At 61.8% G+C, this 16,799-nt stretch carries 15 protein-coding genes; 7 read left to right on the forward strand and 8 right to left on the reverse strand.

Annotated elements, in window-relative coordinates; all coding sequences use genetic code 11:
• Positions 1-68 precede the first annotated feature (68 nt).
• The 5 genes from pheS to VFV96_02045 all read left to right on the forward strand — a co-directional run bounded on the left by pheS (position 69) and on the right by VFV96_02045 (position 6,698).
• On the forward strand, positions 69-1,139 hold the full coding sequence (gene pheS, locus VFV96_02025) for a phenylalanine--tRNA ligase subunit alpha (protein HEU5069170.1): 1,071 nt from the start codon (positions 69-71) through the stop codon (positions 1,137-1,139).
• 10 nt (positions 1,140-1,149) lie between these two features.
• Entirely contained in the window at positions 1,150-1,728 is a 579-nt protein-coding gene (locus VFV96_02030) for a hypothetical protein (GenBank protein HEU5069171.1), read from the forward strand.
• A 77-nt stretch (positions 1,729-1,805) separates the two neighbouring features.
• Complete coding sequence (locus VFV96_02035) at positions 1,806-2,717, forward strand: ectonucleotide pyrophosphatase/phosphodiesterase (GenBank protein ID HEU5069172.1); 912 nt, start codon at positions 1,806-1,808, stop codon at positions 2,715-2,717.
• A 109-nt stretch (positions 2,718-2,826) separates the two neighbouring features.
• Positions 2,827-5,283, forward strand: a complete 2,457-nt coding sequence (pheT, locus tag VFV96_02040; GenBank protein HEU5069173.1) for a phenylalanine--tRNA ligase subunit beta — start codon at positions 2,827-2,829, stop codon at positions 5,281-5,283.
• A 107-nt stretch (positions 5,284-5,390) separates the two neighbouring features.
• On the forward strand, positions 5,391-6,698 hold the full coding sequence (locus VFV96_02045) for a TrpB-like pyridoxal phosphate-dependent enzyme (GenBank protein HEU5069174.1): 1,308 nt from the start codon (positions 5,391-5,393) through the stop codon (positions 6,696-6,698).
• A gap of 16 nt (positions 6,699-6,714) precedes the next feature.
• Here the strand turns inward: VFV96_02045 and VFV96_02050 are convergent, their stop codons facing one another.
• The 8 genes from VFV96_02050 to VFV96_02085 form a co-directional block, all read right to left on the reverse strand.
• Positions 6,715-7,551, reverse strand: coding sequence for a polymer-forming cytoskeletal protein (locus VFV96_02050; protein ID HEU5069175.1), 837 nt, complete (start codon positions 7,549-7,551; stop codon positions 6,715-6,717).
• A 42-nt stretch (positions 7,552-7,593) separates the two neighbouring features.
• Entirely contained in the window at positions 7,594-8,010 is a 417-nt protein-coding gene (locus tag VFV96_02055) for a polymer-forming cytoskeletal protein (GenBank protein HEU5069176.1), read from the reverse strand.
• Positions 8,011-8,168: 158 nt separating this feature from the next.
• Positions 8,169-8,693 carry a ribonuclease HI gene (gene rnhA, locus VFV96_02060; GenBank protein ID HEU5069177.1) on the reverse strand — a complete coding sequence of 175 codons (525 nt, stop codon included), beginning with the start codon at positions 8,691-8,693 and terminating at the stop codon, positions 8,169-8,171.
• Positions 8,690-9,823: a sugar phosphate nucleotidyltransferase gene (locus tag VFV96_02065; protein ID HEU5069178.1), complete on the reverse strand. Its 1,134-nt coding sequence runs from the start codon at positions 9,821-9,823 to the stop codon at positions 8,690-8,692. The genes rnhA and VFV96_02065 overlap by 4 nt, the downstream gene beginning before the upstream one ends.
• A gap of 33 nt (positions 9,824-9,856) precedes the next feature.
• The gene (locus VFV96_02070) at positions 9,857-11,518 is read right to left on the reverse strand and encodes an alpha-L-fucosidase (GenBank protein HEU5069179.1); all 1,662 of its coding nucleotides are present in this window, start codon (positions 11,516-11,518) and stop codon (positions 9,857-9,859) included.
• A gap of 38 nt (positions 11,519-11,556) precedes the next feature.
• Entirely contained in the window at positions 11,557-12,357 is an 801-nt protein-coding gene (gene trpA / locus VFV96_02075) for a tryptophan synthase subunit alpha (protein HEU5069180.1), read from the reverse strand.
• A gap of 55 nt (positions 12,358-12,412) precedes the next feature.
• Positions 12,413-13,495 carry an aldo/keto reductase gene (locus tag VFV96_02080; protein ID HEU5069181.1) on the reverse strand — a complete coding sequence of 361 codons (1,083 nt, stop codon included), beginning with the start codon at positions 13,493-13,495 and terminating at the stop codon, positions 12,413-12,415.
• Between the two features lie 15 nt (positions 13,496-13,510).
• Entirely contained in the window at positions 13,511-15,475 is a 1,965-nt protein-coding gene (locus VFV96_02085; protein HEU5069182.1) for an alpha-L-arabinofuranosidase C-terminal domain-containing protein, read from the reverse strand.
• Positions 15,476-15,624: 149 nt separating this feature from the next.
• On the opposite strand from VFV96_02085, the gene VFV96_02090 reads away from it, so the two are divergent.
• Together VFV96_02090 and VFV96_02095 are read left to right on the forward strand one after the other, a co-directional pair.
• On the forward strand, positions 15,625-16,176 hold the full coding sequence (locus VFV96_02090; GenBank protein HEU5069183.1) for a hypothetical protein: 552 nt from the start codon (positions 15,625-15,627) through the stop codon (positions 16,174-16,176).
• 62 nt (positions 16,177-16,238) lie between these two features.
• Positions 16,239-16,628, forward strand: a complete 390-nt coding sequence (locus VFV96_02095) for a hypothetical protein (GenBank protein HEU5069184.1) — start codon at positions 16,239-16,241, stop codon at positions 16,626-16,628.
• The last annotated feature ends 171 nt before the right edge of the window (positions 16,629-16,799 follow it).

Here is a 16,799-nt window from a genome sequence, read left to right on the forward strand (position 1 = left end):
TGGCAACAGGTCGCCCGTTTTGCTTTCCCCTTCTGCCCCCCTTCCACTATCCTCACGCCTCAATTTCTATGGGATTCCTCGACGACATTGAACCGCTCAAGCAGGCCGCGCTCGCAGAGTTGAACGCCGCCGCCGACCTGCCTGCCCTCGACGCCGCCAAAGGCGCTTGGGTCGGGCCAAACGGCAAGTTCACCGCGCTCATGAAACAGATGGGCACGCTCGCGAAAGAGGAAAAACCGCTCGCTGGCAAAGCCATAAATGCCGCCAAACAGGAACTTGAGACCGCCCTTAATGCACGCCGCGAAGCGCTCGAACTTCAAGCCGCGCTGCCGAAGGAACCGACTGACTGGACGCTCCCCGGCCGCCGCCGTGCCGTGGGGCGCCTGCACCCGCTCACTCAAGTCACCGACGACATCGTGCGCGCCTTCCGCAAACTCGGCTTCGTCGTCGCCGACGGTCCTGAAATCGAGGACGAGTATCATTGCTTCGACGCGTTGAACACGCCCGCCGACCATCCGGCCCGTGATTTGCAAGACACGTTCTACGTCGCCAACCCCTCACCCGCCCTGGCGGGCACCCTCTCCCCATCGGATGGGGAGAGGGACGGGGTGAGGGGCAACCCCAAGCTCCCCCTCCTCCGCACGCACACTTCCTCCGTCCAAATCCGCGTGATGCAATCCCAGCCGCCGCCCATTCGCATCATTGTGCCGGGTCGCGTTTATCGCCGCGACAACGCCGACGCCACGCACAACCCGACCTTCCACCAGATCGAGGGGCTCTACGTGGACAAGCACGTCACCGTCGGCGATCTCAAGGGCACCGTGGAGGCGGTGTTCAAGGACGTGCTCGGCAGCGACGTGAAGCTCCGCTTCCGCCCGCACTACTTCAGCTACACCGAGCCGAGCCTGGAGATTGATTTCACCAATGCGCTTGTGAAGAAACTCGGCAAGGACTGGCTGGAGATCGCCGGCTGCGGGATGGTCCATCCGCAAGTCTTCGAGAACGTCGGCTACGATCCCGAAGTCTGGACCGGTTGGGCTTTCGGCTTTGGCATCGAACGCATCGCCATGCTCCGCTACGGCATCACCGACATCCGCCTGTTCTACGAAAACGACACGCGGTTTTTGAGGCAATTCTGATCTGACTGCAATGAACGCGAATCAACATGGGGAAGGCGCTTCATTTCTTCATGTATTGATGAACGCGATTGAGGAAAATAAACGATTCGCCCCAAAGTATAGAGCGGCCCGCAATCGTGATGAGCTATTGCTGGAATTTGCGGAGGCGCTCGTCCTGGCGAGCAGATTTTTGGTGAGATCAGTCCAAGGCAAAGAAGATTTGAGGAGCCCGAATCTGCGGTTGTTTTGCGAGTGCCTTGAAATGAACCGCAAGGCACTTCTCGATGAATTAGGAGGCAAGTTATCATCTGACGAAGCGATACAAGTATATGACAATGCCGCAGCATTTGCTTGTGCCGTATTCGCCCAAATGTGCGGCTTATCAGATTCGCAGAAGAAATCACTGCTACAAAACCTCGGCGGGGCGTATCTCAACAACTTAGGTCGGGAGACGAATGAGGCGTGCAGCCAGTTGTTAGAAATCGCTGGGATACCTCCCTCCCCGCGAAGTGTCGCCGAAATCGTAGTGTGCTGGGCCAAGAAACCTTGGTTGATTACAGAGCCTGACGATTTTCTCAAATGCTGGAAGGTGCTGCCGGTGATTGAATGAAGCACTCAGCGGTAACTGGATGATAATCGTCGGAGTTTTTCCCCGAATATCCCTCATTGACGAACGTCCCAAACAAGATGCTCAACTCAAAACGAACCCTCGTTGCCGTGCTGATTGGATTTGTTCTCGCCTTTTTCACCATTACATCCGCCACCGCCGCGCCGCACGCCAAACACGTTTTCATCATCAGCTTTGACCAGGGCAATCCCGACCTGATTCAGCGCACCGACATGCCGGTGTTTCACAAGATGGCGGATGAAGGCGCGCGCACGTGGAGCGCCTACACCATTGTGCCCAGCCTCACGCTCCCCTCACACACTTCCATGTTGACGGGCGTGGGCGTTCAAAAACATCAGATCACGTGGAACAGTTATGAACCCCAGCGCGGGCTGGTCAAGGTGCCCACCATCTTCAGTCTCGCGCATCAAAAGGGCCTGGTGACGGCCATGTTCGTGGGCAAGGAAAAGTTTGAGCACCTCGTGCTGCCCGGCAGTTTGGACGCGTTCGTCTGGCCCAAGGACGGCGACGACGCCAAGTCCGTGGCCAGGGTCTTCGCCAATGACGTGGGGAGACTCAAACCCAATCTTTGCTTCATCCATTTCCGCGATCCCGACACGGAAGGCCATGCTCACGGCGCCGCCTCACCGGAAAAGATTCAGGCGCTCAAGAATTGCGACGAGGCCTTGAAGACCATCCGCGACGCCGTGGACGCCGCAGGTTTGACCAAAAGTAGCGTGTTCATCCTCACGGCCGACCACGGTTCCCACGACATCAAGGACAAGAACGGGAAAACCGTCGGCACGCATGGCTCACCGGACACTGCGGATGTCACCATTCCTTGGATCGCGTGGGGCAAGGGCGTGAAGCCGAATTTCACCATCACCGCGCCCGTGGTCCAATACGACACCGCCGCCACCGCACTCTGGCTGCTGAATGTGCCGTTGCCGGAAAGCTTCTGGGGCCGCCCGGTAAAGAGCGCGTTCAAGTGACGATGCTTCTGGAACGCCGGTCTTCGACCCGGCAGGCGCGAATTTTCGCTGGGTTGCCACGCGCCGCCCGATTACCCTCCCGGCCCGGTTAAAACCCGGTTTTGACGCGATGAAAATCACTCTCAACTGGCTCAAGCAATACGTGGATTTCAACTGGTCGTCCGAGGAACTCGCGGAGCGGCTCACGCTGCTCGGCCTTGAAGTCGAAGGCGTCCACAAGGTCGCCGGCGAGTTTGATGGCATCGTCGTGGCGCAGGTCATCACCCGCGACAAGCATCCCAACGCTGACAAGCTTTCCGTCTGCCGCGTCAACGACGGTCAGGGCGAACGCCAGATCGTCTGCGGCGCGCAGAATTTCAAGGCGGGCGACAAGGTGCCGCTCATCCTGCCCGGCGCGTCGCTGCCTTTGAAGGCGGGCGAGACGCAGCCGTTTACCATCAAGGTCGGCAAGATCCGCAACGTCGAGTCGCATGGCATGATGTGCTCGCACGAGGAACTCGGCCTCGACCCGGAGAAGATCGGTCACAAAAAGGAAGACGGTCTGCTCATTCTGCGTGAGGACGCGAAGGTCGGCCAGCCGTTTGCAGAGTATCTCGGCCGTTCCGGCGGCGATGTGGTTTACGATCTCGAAATCACGCCCAACCGCCCGGACTGGAACAGCGTCATCGGCATCGCGCGGGAAATCGCCGCGCTAACTGGGAACGCATTGAAGCTGCCAGCGCTTCCTGCCGTCAACGCTCAACCATCAACCCTCAACTCCTTGGTCGGCGTTCGTCTCGATGCGCCCGATCTTTGCCCGCGTTACACGGCCCGAGTCATTCGTGGCGTGAAAGTCGGCCCCAGCCCGGAGTGGCTCCGTTCAGCGCTGGAGAAGGTCGGCCTGCGCAGCATCAGCAACGTCGTGGACGTGACGAATTTCGTGATGCTCGAAACCGGTCAGCCACTGCATGCGTTTGATTATCATCTCATCACCAAAGGCACGGACGGGAAACCAACCATCGTGGTGCGCCGCGCGCAGCCAGGCGAGATGTTCATCACGCTGGATGGACAGAAACACACGCTGAACGCCGAGAACCTGCTCATCGCCGATGAAACCAAAGGCATCGCGCTGGCCGGCGTCATGGGCGGCCAGAACACGGAGATCAACGAGCAAACCGTGGACATGCTGCTCGAATCCGCCTACTTCGCGCCGTCGAATGTCCGCCGCACGAGTAAGACGCTCGGGTTGCGCACAGATTCCAGCTACCGCTTCGAGCGCGGCTGCGACCCGAATTGGGGTGTGGATTTCGCGAGCCGTCGCGCCGCACAGCTCATCCTCGAAACGGCCGGTGGCCAGTTGGCCGAGGGCTTGGTGGACGCGTATCCGCAAGCCCTCAAGCCAAAGGAGATTTCATTACGCTTCGCCAAAATCACAGAACTGCTTGGTATTACGATTGAGCCGGAACAACAGTCCAAGTTTCTCACCAGCCTCGGCTTGGCTGAAGCCGGAACGCGCACACCACAATCCGCGACCTTCTCCATCCCGACTCATCGCCCCGACCTCAAACGCGAGGTGGATCTCATTGAGGAAATCGCCCGGCTCTACGGCGTGGACAAAATTCCGGCCACGGCGCCGCGTGGTGCGCATGGTGAAAACGCTTTCGATGCGATCTACGATGAAATCGCCGCCGTTCGCCGGCTGCTCATCGGCCTCGGCTTGAATGAAGCCCAGGGGCAGACGCTGATTGGCAAATCCGAAGTCCGCAATGCTAAGGTCGAGGAGATTGTCGAACTGGCCAACCCGCTCAGCGCCGACATGGACGTGCTCCGGCCCAGCCTGTTGCCCGGCTTGATCCACTCAATGCGGCACAACGTCAGCCGGAAGAATTACGACGTGGCATTATTCGAGGTGGGACGCGTTTTCACCAGTGTGAATGGCCAGACAAAGGAGGAACGCCGTGTGGCCATTGCCATCACCGGCAATCGCGCGCTCAATTTCTGGAGCGGCGGTGAGCGCGATGCCAAGTTCGACGCAATGGATCTCAAGGGCCTCGTCGAGGATGCGCTCGAGCACTTCGGTCTGCGCGGCGTGCAATTCAGCAAGCGGGCCGAGAGCACCGCGTTGTTCCTCGAATCCGCCACTGTCGCACTCGGCGGCAAGCTGCCGCTCGGCGAGCTCGGCCAGTTGCTGCCGACGCTGGCGAAGAAGTATGACCTGCGCGACGCCGTCTTCCTCGCGGAACTGAGGCTCGACGAACTCATCGCGCGCGGCAGCCGCAGCAAGTCATTCAAGGCGCTGCCGCAATTCCCCGCCAGCCGCCGCGACATCGCGATGCTCGTGCCGGAAGCCACGACACACGACGCCGTGCTCGGCGCCGTCAAGCAGGCCAAACCCGTGAATCTGGAAAGCGTGGAGTTGTTCGACGTCTTCCGCGGCAAGAACGTGCCGGAGGGGCAGAAGAGCCTCGCCTACGCGTTCACGTATCGCGGCGCGGACAAGACGCTCACGGACGCCGAGGTCAACGCCGCGCATGCCAAAGTGGTGGAGGCCTTCAAGGCCAAATTGCAGGCGACGGTGCGGGAATAGCCGGTGCGGGGTGCCGGGCGGCGGCCAAATTTTGCGCAATTTTTGGCAGAAGCGGGTGAGCTTTTTGCTCCTGCTCCATCAACGCTGTGTCAAAACATAACTGCCGCATGAGTCAGCCCATACGTTTCGACCTCGGCCAGGCGGATCTCCCGACGCACTGGTATAACCTTAACGCCGACTTTCCGGAACCGCTGCCGCCGCCGCTGCATCCGGGCACGCGCGAACCGCTGCCACCCGAGGCGTGGCACGCCATTTTCCCGGAGAACCTCGTTGCCCAGGAAGTCAGCCGCGATCGCTGGATCGAAATCCCCGAGCCGGTGCGCGACATCTACGCGCGCTGGCGGCCTTCGCCGTTGCTGCGCGCCACGCGGCTGGAGCGGGCCCTCCAAACCCCCGCGCATATTTACTACAAGTATGAAGGCACCAGTCCGGCTGGCAGCCACAAGGTCAACACCTCGGTGGCGCAGGCGTATTTCAACAAGATGGCGGGCACCCGCCGGTTGGCGACGGAGACCGGCGCGGGCCAGTGGGGCGCTTCGCTTGCACTCGCCTGCAAATTGTTTGGTCTCGAGTGCAACGTTTACATGGTCAAGGTGAGTTATCAGCACAAGCCGTATCGCCGGATGTTGATGCACACGTGGGGCGCCAGCGTGCATCCCAGTCCCAGCGATCAGACCGACTACGGCCGCCGGTTGCTGCAGGAGGATCCGCATTGTCCCGGCACGCTGGGCATCGCCATCAGCGAGGCGTTGGAAGACACGGCAAAAAATCCGGGAACCAAATACGCCCTGGGCAGCGTGCTGAACCACGTGATGCTGCACCAAACCGTCATCGGCCTGGAAGCCATCAGGCAAATGGAACTGGCGGGCGAGGCGCCGGATGTGATTTACGGTTGTGCGGGGGGCGGCAGCAATTTCGCCGGGCTGGCTTTCCCGTTCATCCGACAAAAGCTCGCCGGCCAGTCCCGATGCCGCATTGTGGCCGTGGAACCTTCGGCCTGCCCTTCCCTGACGCAAGGCGAACTGCGTTACGACTTCGGGGACACCGCCGAGAGTTCACCGTTGCTGCTCATGCACACACTCGGACACAAGTTCATGCCGCCGGCCATCCACGCCGGCGGGCTGCGTTATCACGGCATGTCGCCGATGGTCAGTCATGCGCTGAAACTGGGCCTGATCGAAGCGGAGGCGCATCATCAAACCAAGGTGTTTGAAAGCGCAATGCTCTTCGCGCAGAACGAAGCGGTGGTGCCGGCCCCGGAATCCGCCCACGCCATTCACGGCGCGGTGCTGGAAGCGATTCGCGCGCGCGAAGCCGGTCAAAAGCGGGTAATCTTGTTCAACCTCTCGGGCCACGGACTGCTCGACCTGAGTTCCTACGAAAGCTACCTGACCGGAAAACTGCAAGACGTGTAACCGCACACGCCGCTCCTCAACCCGTTTTCTTTGTCCGGCTGGAGGGCCGGCGCGCCGCCGGCTTGCGCGGTTTCAGATCCAGCCCCGGCAGTTCGTTCGTTGCGCCCGCTGACGACGGCGGTGATTCCGGTGGGGCCGCCGACACGACGTCTGCCGCCGCATTCGGCGCCGTGGCGCGGGGCGGATTGATTTTCAACTGCCCCACGAGCACGGCCCCCGGCTCCACCATGAGCGAGGTTGCTTCCACATCGCCAAACAGGTGGCCCGTGGCTCGCAGCACGACCGGCCCCGGAATGCGGACATTCGCCACCAATTCGCCGGCAATCTCCACCGACTGCACGTCCAGCGGCTTGGGCCAGGCCATTTTGACGCCGGCGGGAATCAGCAAAAGCCCTGCTTTGAACGTGCCCTTGAAGTCCGCCGGGGCATGGATCGTCAGCGTCCGGTGCGCGTGCAGCTTGCCGAGGAATCGCCCCTTGATGATGGCGTCGCCCACTTCGGCTTCGGTGTTGAAAACGTAGCCCTTTTCGCCGATGACAAAGGTGCCGTGCGTGCGGAAATTTTTCGAGACCGCCTGATTGATGGTGTAGTTCCGCAGATCAATGTGCGCGCTGCACCGCTTGCACATGGTTGATTCCGCCTCTGCCGCCACGGCCAGCAACGTGCCGCATTGAAAGCAGGTGACCTGCCGCGTGTCGTGATGGCGAACCTCCCGATCCGTCCGGGGCCGCAGCACTTCCTCCAGCCGGAAATGCTGCCGGCACTTTTTGCAGACCGTGGAGTAACCGTCGCGGGGTTCAAGCTGCACGTGCCCGCAATGCGGGCACGCGACATTGATCTTGTCCGGCTTCATGCACCGAGGCAGTCAGCGGCCTGCGGGCGCAGTGGGAACAATTTAACGCACACCGGGCTTGCCGGGTTCGGGCGCTTTCGGCGCCTCGGACGGACGCGACCCGGCCGGCTGGGCGGAAGGCGCAATCTTGTTCGGATTCACTTCGGCGCGGCCCACAAACGTCACCCCTTCCTCGACACTCAACTTGCTGGCCTTGATGTCACCGAAGATTTCCGCCTTGGTCTTGATGTCAATTTTCTCCTTGGCCGTGATGTTGCCGGTCACCTTGCCGCGCACCACCACGTTGCTGACGTTGATGTTGCCGTTGACGGTGGCGGTATCGCCCAACGTCAGGGTGCCGTCCGAGCTGATTTCGCCCTCGATTTTCCCCTCGAACTGCAGTTCGCCGCCGAAGCGAAGGTTGCCTTTGATCTCAACGTCATTTGAAAGAACGTTTTTGCCGCCGGTAGTAGAACTCATGGTCAATTCCTTGGGTTAAATGATTCGGCCTGAGTATCGCCGCCGCCGCGCCTGTGTCAAAGCACCACACCAAAAACTTATTCACGAAACGAGCAGCGGGTGAGCGTTTTGCAAGAAGCGGTTGCAAAATGCAGGATGAACCGAGGCAACGGGATAAATCAGAAAAGCGCAGGGGTCTGCCTCGCCGCGGGCGCACCAGCGTCCTTGAACGCGACCAGCGCCGATTTGAGTTCCGCAGGGGAAAGTCTGCTGCGCAACTGCCGGATGGCGTCACGTGCCAGCACATCACAGCGCTCGTTGTCGGCGTGGCCGGCGTGACCTTTGAGCCAGCCCCACGTCACGTGGTGACGCGCACCCGCCGCGTCAAGTTCACGCCAGAGATCGGCATTCTTCACCGGCTGCTTGTCTTTCGTGATCCAGCCTCGCGCCTTCCAGCCCTTGATCCATGACGTGATGCCGTTGCGCAGATATTCGGAGTCCGTGAAGATTTTGACAGTGCAGGGCTGCTTGAGCGCCCGCAGCGCCTCGATGGCGGCGCGGAGTTCCATGCGATTGTTGGTGGTCGCCGGTTCCGCGCCCGCAATTTCGCGCACATGCTCCCCATGCCGCAATACGGCCGCCCAGCCGCCCGGGCCGGGATTCCCCTCGCAACCGCCGTCGGTGTGGATAATGACCTCTCTCACACCAGCCTTTTGAGTTTTGGATTCTCGGCGAGTCTTTTGACCAGCTCCTTGATCTTTTGGGCCTGTGACTTGTGGGCGAGCAAGACCGCATCGTCGGTCAAAACCAGAATGGAATCACGCAGCCCCGCGCAGGCAATTGGCGTGCGACGGCTTTGGCTGCGGCCGTCGTAGATGATGTTCCGCGCCCCGTCCACGTGAATGAATTCTCCCACGGCGCAGTTGCCTTCGGCATCGGGCTTGAGGTGCCGCGCCAACGCCGGCCAGGCGCCCAAGTCATCCCAGTCGAAGGCGCCGTCGGCCACAACCACATTTTGGGCGTGTTCCATCAGGGCGTAGTCCACGCTGATTTTTTTGACGTCGGGATATTCGCGGGCGAGCACCCGCTCCAGTTTCCCCTTCGTCGCCGCCTCAAACCAGCGCTGGCACGCCGTGCGCATTTCGGGCTGATGCTTCTCCAGCGCGTTGGTCACAGTGACGAAGGACCACACGAACATGCCGGCGTTCCAGCGATATTGGCCGCTGGTGAGATAGGTCAGCGCGATGTCGTAGTTCGGTTTCTCCACGAACTGCTCGGCCTTGAAGAACGTCGTCTTGTATCGCTTCACGCCGGCGGGCGGTGGCAGTTCGGCACCGGTGCGGATGTAGCCATAACCCGTGGCCGGTTCGGTCGGCTTGATGCCGATGGTCACTATCACCTGCCCGCGGCTGGCGAGATCAAAGGCATCGCCGAGCACTTGTTGAAACTTCTTCGCCTCGGGAATGACGTGGTCCGCGGGCAGCACGGCCATGACCGCATTCACGGAACGGGCGCCCACGATGGCGGCACCGAGCGTCACCGCCGCGCACGTGTCACGGCCGACCGGTTCCGCAATGACGTTGTTCTTGGGCAGCTTCGGCAATTGCTTGCGCACCTCGGCTGCCTGCGCCGCGTTGGTGATGACCAGAATGTTTTTGACGGGCACCAACGGCAGGACGCGATCCACGGCCTGTTGCAGGAACGAGCGGTCGCCAAGCAGCTTGATGAGCTGCTTGGGGGTCTTCTCACGACTTATAGGCCAGAAGCGCTCGCCGCGCCCGCCCGCCATGATGATGACAAACCGTTCCGTCTGGTTGGTGGCTTTCGCTTTCATGGTGTGAGTTCCCCGGCCGGCATGAAATCCCGTTCACCGCGTGATCTTCAGCGCGAACGCAATGTCGCACGGCGGCTTGTCCGGCAGGGTGGCCATCAAGCCGTCCGCATTGCGCGTGAACTTGAGCTTGCCGCCGCCCAGCAGGCGGACGCTGCCAATCTTGCCCGGCCAGTTCGGTGAATTTTCCGCCAGTGATTTGATGGTCACTTTGCCATCCGCCGGCCACGCCAGCACGACGGCGTAGAGGGTCCGGCCGTTCTTGGACTGGGTGAACCGGATGTCCGCGGGCGTGAACGGCTTCGCGTGCGTGTCCCGCTGGCCGTCGAACTGGCCCTTTTCAAAATCGGTGGTGGACGGACCTTCGCCGTAGGTTTTCCACGGCCGTGTCTGGTAGATCGCCTCGCCATTGACCTTCAGCCACGCACCGATGCCGCCGACGATTTTCACCTCGTCGTCGTCAATCGTGCCGTCGCGGCGCACGGGCACGCTCAACATCAGGTTGCCGTTTTTGCTGACGATGTCCACCAACATGGGCACCACCTGCGCCGCAATCTTGTAGCGATGATGCTCGTAAATCGCACGGTCGTAATGCCACGAGCCGATGCAGGTGTCCGTCTGCCACGCAAAGGGCAGGATGCCGGAGGCCTTGCCGCGCTCGATGTCGTAAACGAGCGCTTGGCGTTGGAGTTCGTCAAGATGCTTGCCGTTCATCACGGCTTCGTTCTTCCCGTGGCGTTGAATGCTGGTGTTGTAGAAGTGCGCGGCCAGCCGGAGCCCGATTTCATCCGTCAATCCGTGGAACGGCATCACGGTATCATCGAAGTAAATCATGTCGGGCTGGTAGTCGTCCCAAAGCTGCTTCGTGCGCAGGAAGAATTTTTTCAGGTAGGCCGCATCCGGAATGCTGCTGCCCTTGGCGGGATTCCATTCCCAGTCCAGCCGTGTTCCCGGCGGGTGGTTTTGCGCGTAAAGATCCTGCGGATCCAGGCCGTCCCACCAGAGCCCTTTGCCGTCCGCTTTGGTGAGCTTGCCATCGTAGGGCACGCCGGCGAGCGGGCCCTCCTTGTCCGCGCCCTGGGCGGGTTCATACCACGACCAGGCGTGCGACGCATGCACGCTGACGGCGAAGCGCAGACCGTTTTTGCGGGCCGCCCGCGCCCAGCCGCCAATCAAATCCTGATGCGGCCCCACGGCCACCGAGTTCCACGGCTGATACCGCGAATTGAAGTTGTCGAAGTTGTCGTGGTGGTTGGCCAGCGCCATGAAATATTTGGCGCCGCACTTCTTGTAGAACGCGAGCAGCTGGTCGGGATTAAAGTTGGCCGCCTTCCACTCGTGAATCACATCCTTGAAGCCGTTCGTGGACGGATGGCCGTATTCGGCCAGGTGCGATTTGTAGTCCGCATCGCCCGGCATATACATGCGGCGCGCATACCAGTCGCCGTGCTCCGGCTCGCATTGCGGCCCCCAGTGCGCCCAGATGCCAAACTTCGCGTCACGGAACCACTCGGGCGTCTGGTAGTTGGTGAGGGACTGCCACGTCGGCTGAAACGAGCCGTCCACAATCGGCAGCTCCGCGGGTGGCACCGGCGGGTCGTTTTCCGCAGCCGCCGCGGCGGCCGGTCCGCCCAGCCCAAAGGCGGACACTGTGAGCACAGACAGAATGCGAACTGCAAGGTTGGATTTGGTTTTCATGGATTCACGGGAAAAGGACGCTCATGCTCGGCCGGCGCTCAAACCGACTTCACCGCGTCGGCGAGCGATTTCACGAACGCACTGACGCGCGTCACCAGCTCCGGCGACCGGCCGTGTTCGGCGATCTGGTTCACCACCGCGCTGCCGACCACAATGGCTTCCGCACTTTGCGCCACGGTGCGCGCCTGCTCAGGATTGGAAATCCCGAAGCCGACCGCTATGGGAAGCGACGTGTGTGCGCGAATCTTTGCGGTCATGGTCGCGATGGTGTCCGAAATTTTCGCCTGCATGCCGGTGACGCCTTCGCGCGAGACGTAGTAAATGAACCCGCTGGCGCGGCGCGCGATGAGTTCCATGCGGTCCTCGGGCGTCGTGGGCGCAATCAGGTAAATGTTGCAGAGCCCCGCCTCCCGCATGAGGCGCTCGTAGTTGTCCGATTCCTCGGGCGGCAGATCGAGCACCAAAAGGCCGTCCACGCCGGCTTTCGCGCAATCGACGATGAACTCCTTCACGCCGCGCTTGTGCAGGAGGTTGAAATAGACGTAGAGCACGACAGGGATCTGCGAATCGCGCCGGATGGCCGCGATGGTTTGCAGCAGCTTGGGCGGCGTGGTGCCGGATTCCAGGCCGCGCTGGGCCGCCAGTTGATTCACCAGGCCGTCCGCGAGCGGATCGCTGAAGGGCACGCCCAGCTCGATGACATCCACGCCCGCGCGGTCGAAAGCCAGCGCCAGTTCCCGGGTTGCTGCAAGGTCCGGATCCCCGGCGCCGATGTAAATGACGAGGCCCTTTTTACCACCCTGTTGCAGCCGGCCGAAGCGTTCGACGATGCGGTTCATGTGCGTGGCAGCATGGCAAAGCACCTCCGGCTTGGCAAAACGGAAACGCCGGGCCTCAACCCAGAAACGGAAACTCGCGCGCCAGCAAGCCCGCCGCCTTCAGGTCGCGCCACAAGGCCGCGGGCAACGGCCGCGTGGCACTCAGCACGTTGTCGCGAACGTGGGCGGGTTTGCCCGTGTTGAGCGCCACCGCCACGATGCCGGGAACCGCCAGGCCAAACTGCACGCAAACGTCCGCGGGCTTCACAGCGTGGCGTGCACACAGCGCCAGGAATTGCCCGCGCCATGCAAACAGCGATGCCTCCTTCACAGGGTCGGGCCGGCGATAATCGAACCACTGGCCGCCAATCAAGAAACCGGCATTGAAAACGGCGGAGTTGATCATGCCCACACCGCGCGACGCGAGATGGGCGATGAAGGCGAGCAACTCGGGCGGATGCGAGTAAACCGTGAGGCTGCAGGCGAACATGACCCAGTCCAGGTCCACGTGACCGGCGATTTCGCGGATGACGCGCCAGTCCTTGGCGCCGATGCCGATGGCTTGCACGAGTCCCCGGCCCTTCAATTCAAAGAGCGCCCGATACGCGTCCAGCACTTTCGCGAAACGGGTCTGCCGTTCCGCCGGCGATTTGGCCGCGGCCAGAAATTCATCCGGATCGTGGACCGACACCACCTGGGCGCTGAACCCCGGACCCAGCAGGCTGTTGCCCTGTTCGTAACATTGCAGGATGCCCTCGTAACTGATGCGTGATTCCGCATCATGTCCAATGCCGGCCCACACACCACGTTCAAAGGTGGGTTCCGGCCCGCGCAGCGGCACCTGATACCAGCCCAGCTTGTTGCTGATCACCACTTCGCCCGGCCTCACGCCGAGCGTGCGCAGCGAATTCCCGATGACGGACAACGCCAGCCCGGCACCGTATTTGCCGGCTGAATCAAAAACGGCCGGTGCCGGCGAATGGCGGATGATCTCCGCCACAATGGCCCGCTTCGTTTCGTCGGGCACCACTTCATACAAGTTGCCGAGGCAACTGGTGCCGAAGATCACCGGCGGCACCGAGAGCCCGGTTTTGCCCAGCGGCCGATGCGATCCGGCCGGAGCGGGTCCCTGGGTTAATGGCATGTTTGTCGGGTTCATAAAACACGTCGCGGCTCAGCGTGTCTTCACGCGCAACACGGTCAGCGAATGGGCGGGCAGTTCACAGTCGAACACCGGCCCCACCTTGAGGCGCGAGGTGACCGGCTCCACCCGGAGCGGCTGATTGAAATCGTTCACCGCGGCCGGATCGCCTGTGAGCACCGTCTGAATCGCCTCGGAGCCGACATTGTTGACCCCGGCCAGACTCACGCGCACCGGCTGAAGCGTTGCTTGTCCATTGACCAGTTTCATAATGAGGTCACCGGAACGCCGTTCGCTCACGGACGAGATTGCCAGGCGGGCGCCAGCCGGAACCCCGGAGCAAGTGGTCGGCAGGCAGACGTCGCCCTGGTTCAGGCTGAACAGCTGCTGCACGAAATAATTCACCGTGCGCAGCACCTGCTGGTTGTCGAAATAGATCAGATCGGGCCGCCATTGCGTGCGGCCCTGCTTGGCAAGGAGGGGCGCATACGAGGCCAGGCGGACGACGTCGCCATTGCGCTCCAGCGCGGTCAGGTGGGCCGCTTCGGCGAGCGCCGAACGCAGCGTGTTGGCCCGACCGGCATCATGGGCCGCGTATTCGCCCAGATACACCTGCGACCACGAGCGGTCATAACCGTCGTAACGATTCAGGTGGTCCCAAAACCATTCCGGCTTTTCGTAGTAGTGCTCATCCACCATGGGCACGTGCAGTTCATTGGCAAACTGCCAGCCCGCGTCGTAATCCGGTCCGTCCGGGAACGGCCCCACGGTGCCGATCACCGTGATTTCCGGGTGCTGCGCCTTCACGGCCTCGTAGATCATTTTGAACCGGGTGCGAAACACCTCCGTTTGGGCGTCCTCGTTGCCGACACCGAGGTATTGCAAATGAAACGGCTCGGGGTGACCCGCCGCCGCGCGCTTGGCGCCCCAAGCCGAAGTGGCGGGACCGTTCGCCCACTCGATCAAATCCAGAATGTCCTGCACGTAGGCAGGCATGGCCGCGAGCGGCAATCCCTCCTGCCCGGTGCCACCGGTGTGACCGGAATTCTGACAGCACACGCCCGCGGCCACCACGGGCAGGGGTTTGGCGCGGATATCCTCGCAAAACTGGAAATACTCGAAGTAGCCCAAGCCAACCGATTGATGATAGCCCCAGAGGTTCGCCTGCTGATGACGCTCCTCCACCGGGCCGATGGTGTCCTTCCACCGATACAGGTTGCCGAGGCCGTTGCCATGCGCGACGCAGCCTCCCGGGAAGCGGATGAACTTCGGATGCAAATCGGCAATCGCCTGCGCCAAGTCCGGTCGCAAACCATTCGGCCGGCCGCGAAACGTGTTTTCTGGAAACAACGAAACCTCGTCCAACGCCATCCCGCCGCGATTGGTCACCACCAGGACAAAGCGGGCCGCCGCCTCGGATTGCGTCGCCGTAATGGTGTTCGTCAGCCGCGTCCACTCCCAACCGGGCGCGCCCAAGGCCACTTCGCCCAGCACTTGACCGCTCTTGCTTTCCAATCGCGCCGTCAACGGTGCCGGATGGCCCGCGTGCGCGGAACCGCCCCAGCGGTTGCCAACGTAAAGCTGCCGCGCGAACAGTGAAACACGATAGCGCCCGCCCGCCTCCACGCGGATGCCGTCAAAACCGGGGTTCGCCAGGCCGACGCCCTGCCCGGGCTCGGACACTTCCAACACCGCATAGTGAGGATTATTGGCGTTGAGCGGCGCCGCCGCCTCCCCATCGAGCGAGGCGCGGCCGCCACCGGGGGTCTGCACGTCCCAATAGCTCAGCGGATTCCAGGTCTTTTGTTCCGTCGCCTGATATTCGAACGAACGGTTTTGAATCAGTTCGGCATAAAGCCCGCCATCCGCCGCGTAGTTGATGTCTTCAAAAAAAACGCCCACCAAATCCGGGCCGATGGACCGGCCGGGGGCATCCGCCTGCACCTTGATTATGGCGACATCCGCCAACGCGCGGCCGACGCCCAGCAGGATTCCCATGGAAAGGCAAAGTGATTTCACGGGCGGGAGGATAGTCAAACGGCGGCGGCGCCGTCGATGGCGTTTGGTCAGCTTCACAAAACGGCTTGCTGGGATGGTCGCACCCGATCTTAAATGGATTCCACACTCACTAAAAAGTTCCGAAGCAAATGCGACGCGGCACCAAAACGACCATCACCGGCGGCCTGTTGTTCCTGCTGGGAGCGTTCGTTGTGCCGCTGTGGTTGGTTCTTGTGGTGGTTTTGCACCACAAACCGGAGACGCAATTCAAGGTGCCCGGGCAAACCGAGGTCACGGTCAAGGAGGCTGGCCGTTACTATCTCTGGCACGATTGCGGGACCGTTTACCCGGGCCGGAACTACGCGCAATCCGCCGATCTTCCTGATGGGCTGACGATTCAGGTTCACGCCGCCAGCGGCCGCGAACTGCCATTCGTCAGCGACCGGTCCATTTCCGCCAGCAACAATGGCAGCACGAAAAAGAGCATCGGCTACGTGGACGTCGCACAGCCGGAAACGGTGACCGTGCAAGTGTCGGGCTCCGCCCAAGATTTGATATTTTCCTTCTCACAGTTCCGGCTCCTGCGTTTGTTCGGTCTCATTTTCGGAGGCGTCGGGCTTTCGATTCTGGTGGGTCTGGGCGGGCTTGGCTTGATGGTTTGGGGCATCGTGAAGCTGGTCCGCGCGAAGCCGCACGGTTGAGTCCCCCCGCGAATAACATGGCGATGCTTGACTTGCCGGCTTCATGACCCAAGAGTGGCCGCGTGCTGCGTCGTTTCGGCCATTGGATGCTGGTTGCCGCCCTTCTGGCGGCCATCGGTGGTCATTGGGCGCTTCTGCAATCCTTCGCGTGGGCCGCGATGCTGGCCGACAATCTGCAAACGCACTCCGTGACGGAGTCCATTGAGCGAACGTTTGATGGCAAGCATCCCTGCCGCTGCTGTCGGGCGATTGCCGCCGGCCGGCAGACGGAAAAGCGGCCGGAGACCGAATTTCCTGGAGTGAAACTCAAGCAGCCGGACCTCGCCTGGGAACGGTCATGCTTCGTGTTCGTTCCGCCGGCCGATTTCCACTGGCTGCCCGCCTTCGAAGCAACTGCGGACTCGCTTTCGCACGCTCCGCTTCTGCCCCCGCCCCGCTCCACTGCTGCCTGAGCCACCGGTGTCGTTAACCCGCCGCTCCCATAGCGTGCGGTCAGCTTGTTGTTCCACAACCCGGGACCCGCTCGAAGCGGTGTCCCAAACCCGTTCGCCCGACGTCTCGTCCGCCCGAGCGGACCGGCGTCACGCCGGCCACCGCACAACCAAAACCGCGGCCCGGAACGG

Source organism: Verrucomicrobiia bacterium (genome assembly GCA_035765895.1).
In the GTDB taxonomy this organism is placed as follows: Bacteria; Verrucomicrobiota; Verrucomicrobiia; order Limisphaerales; family DSYF01; genus DSYF01.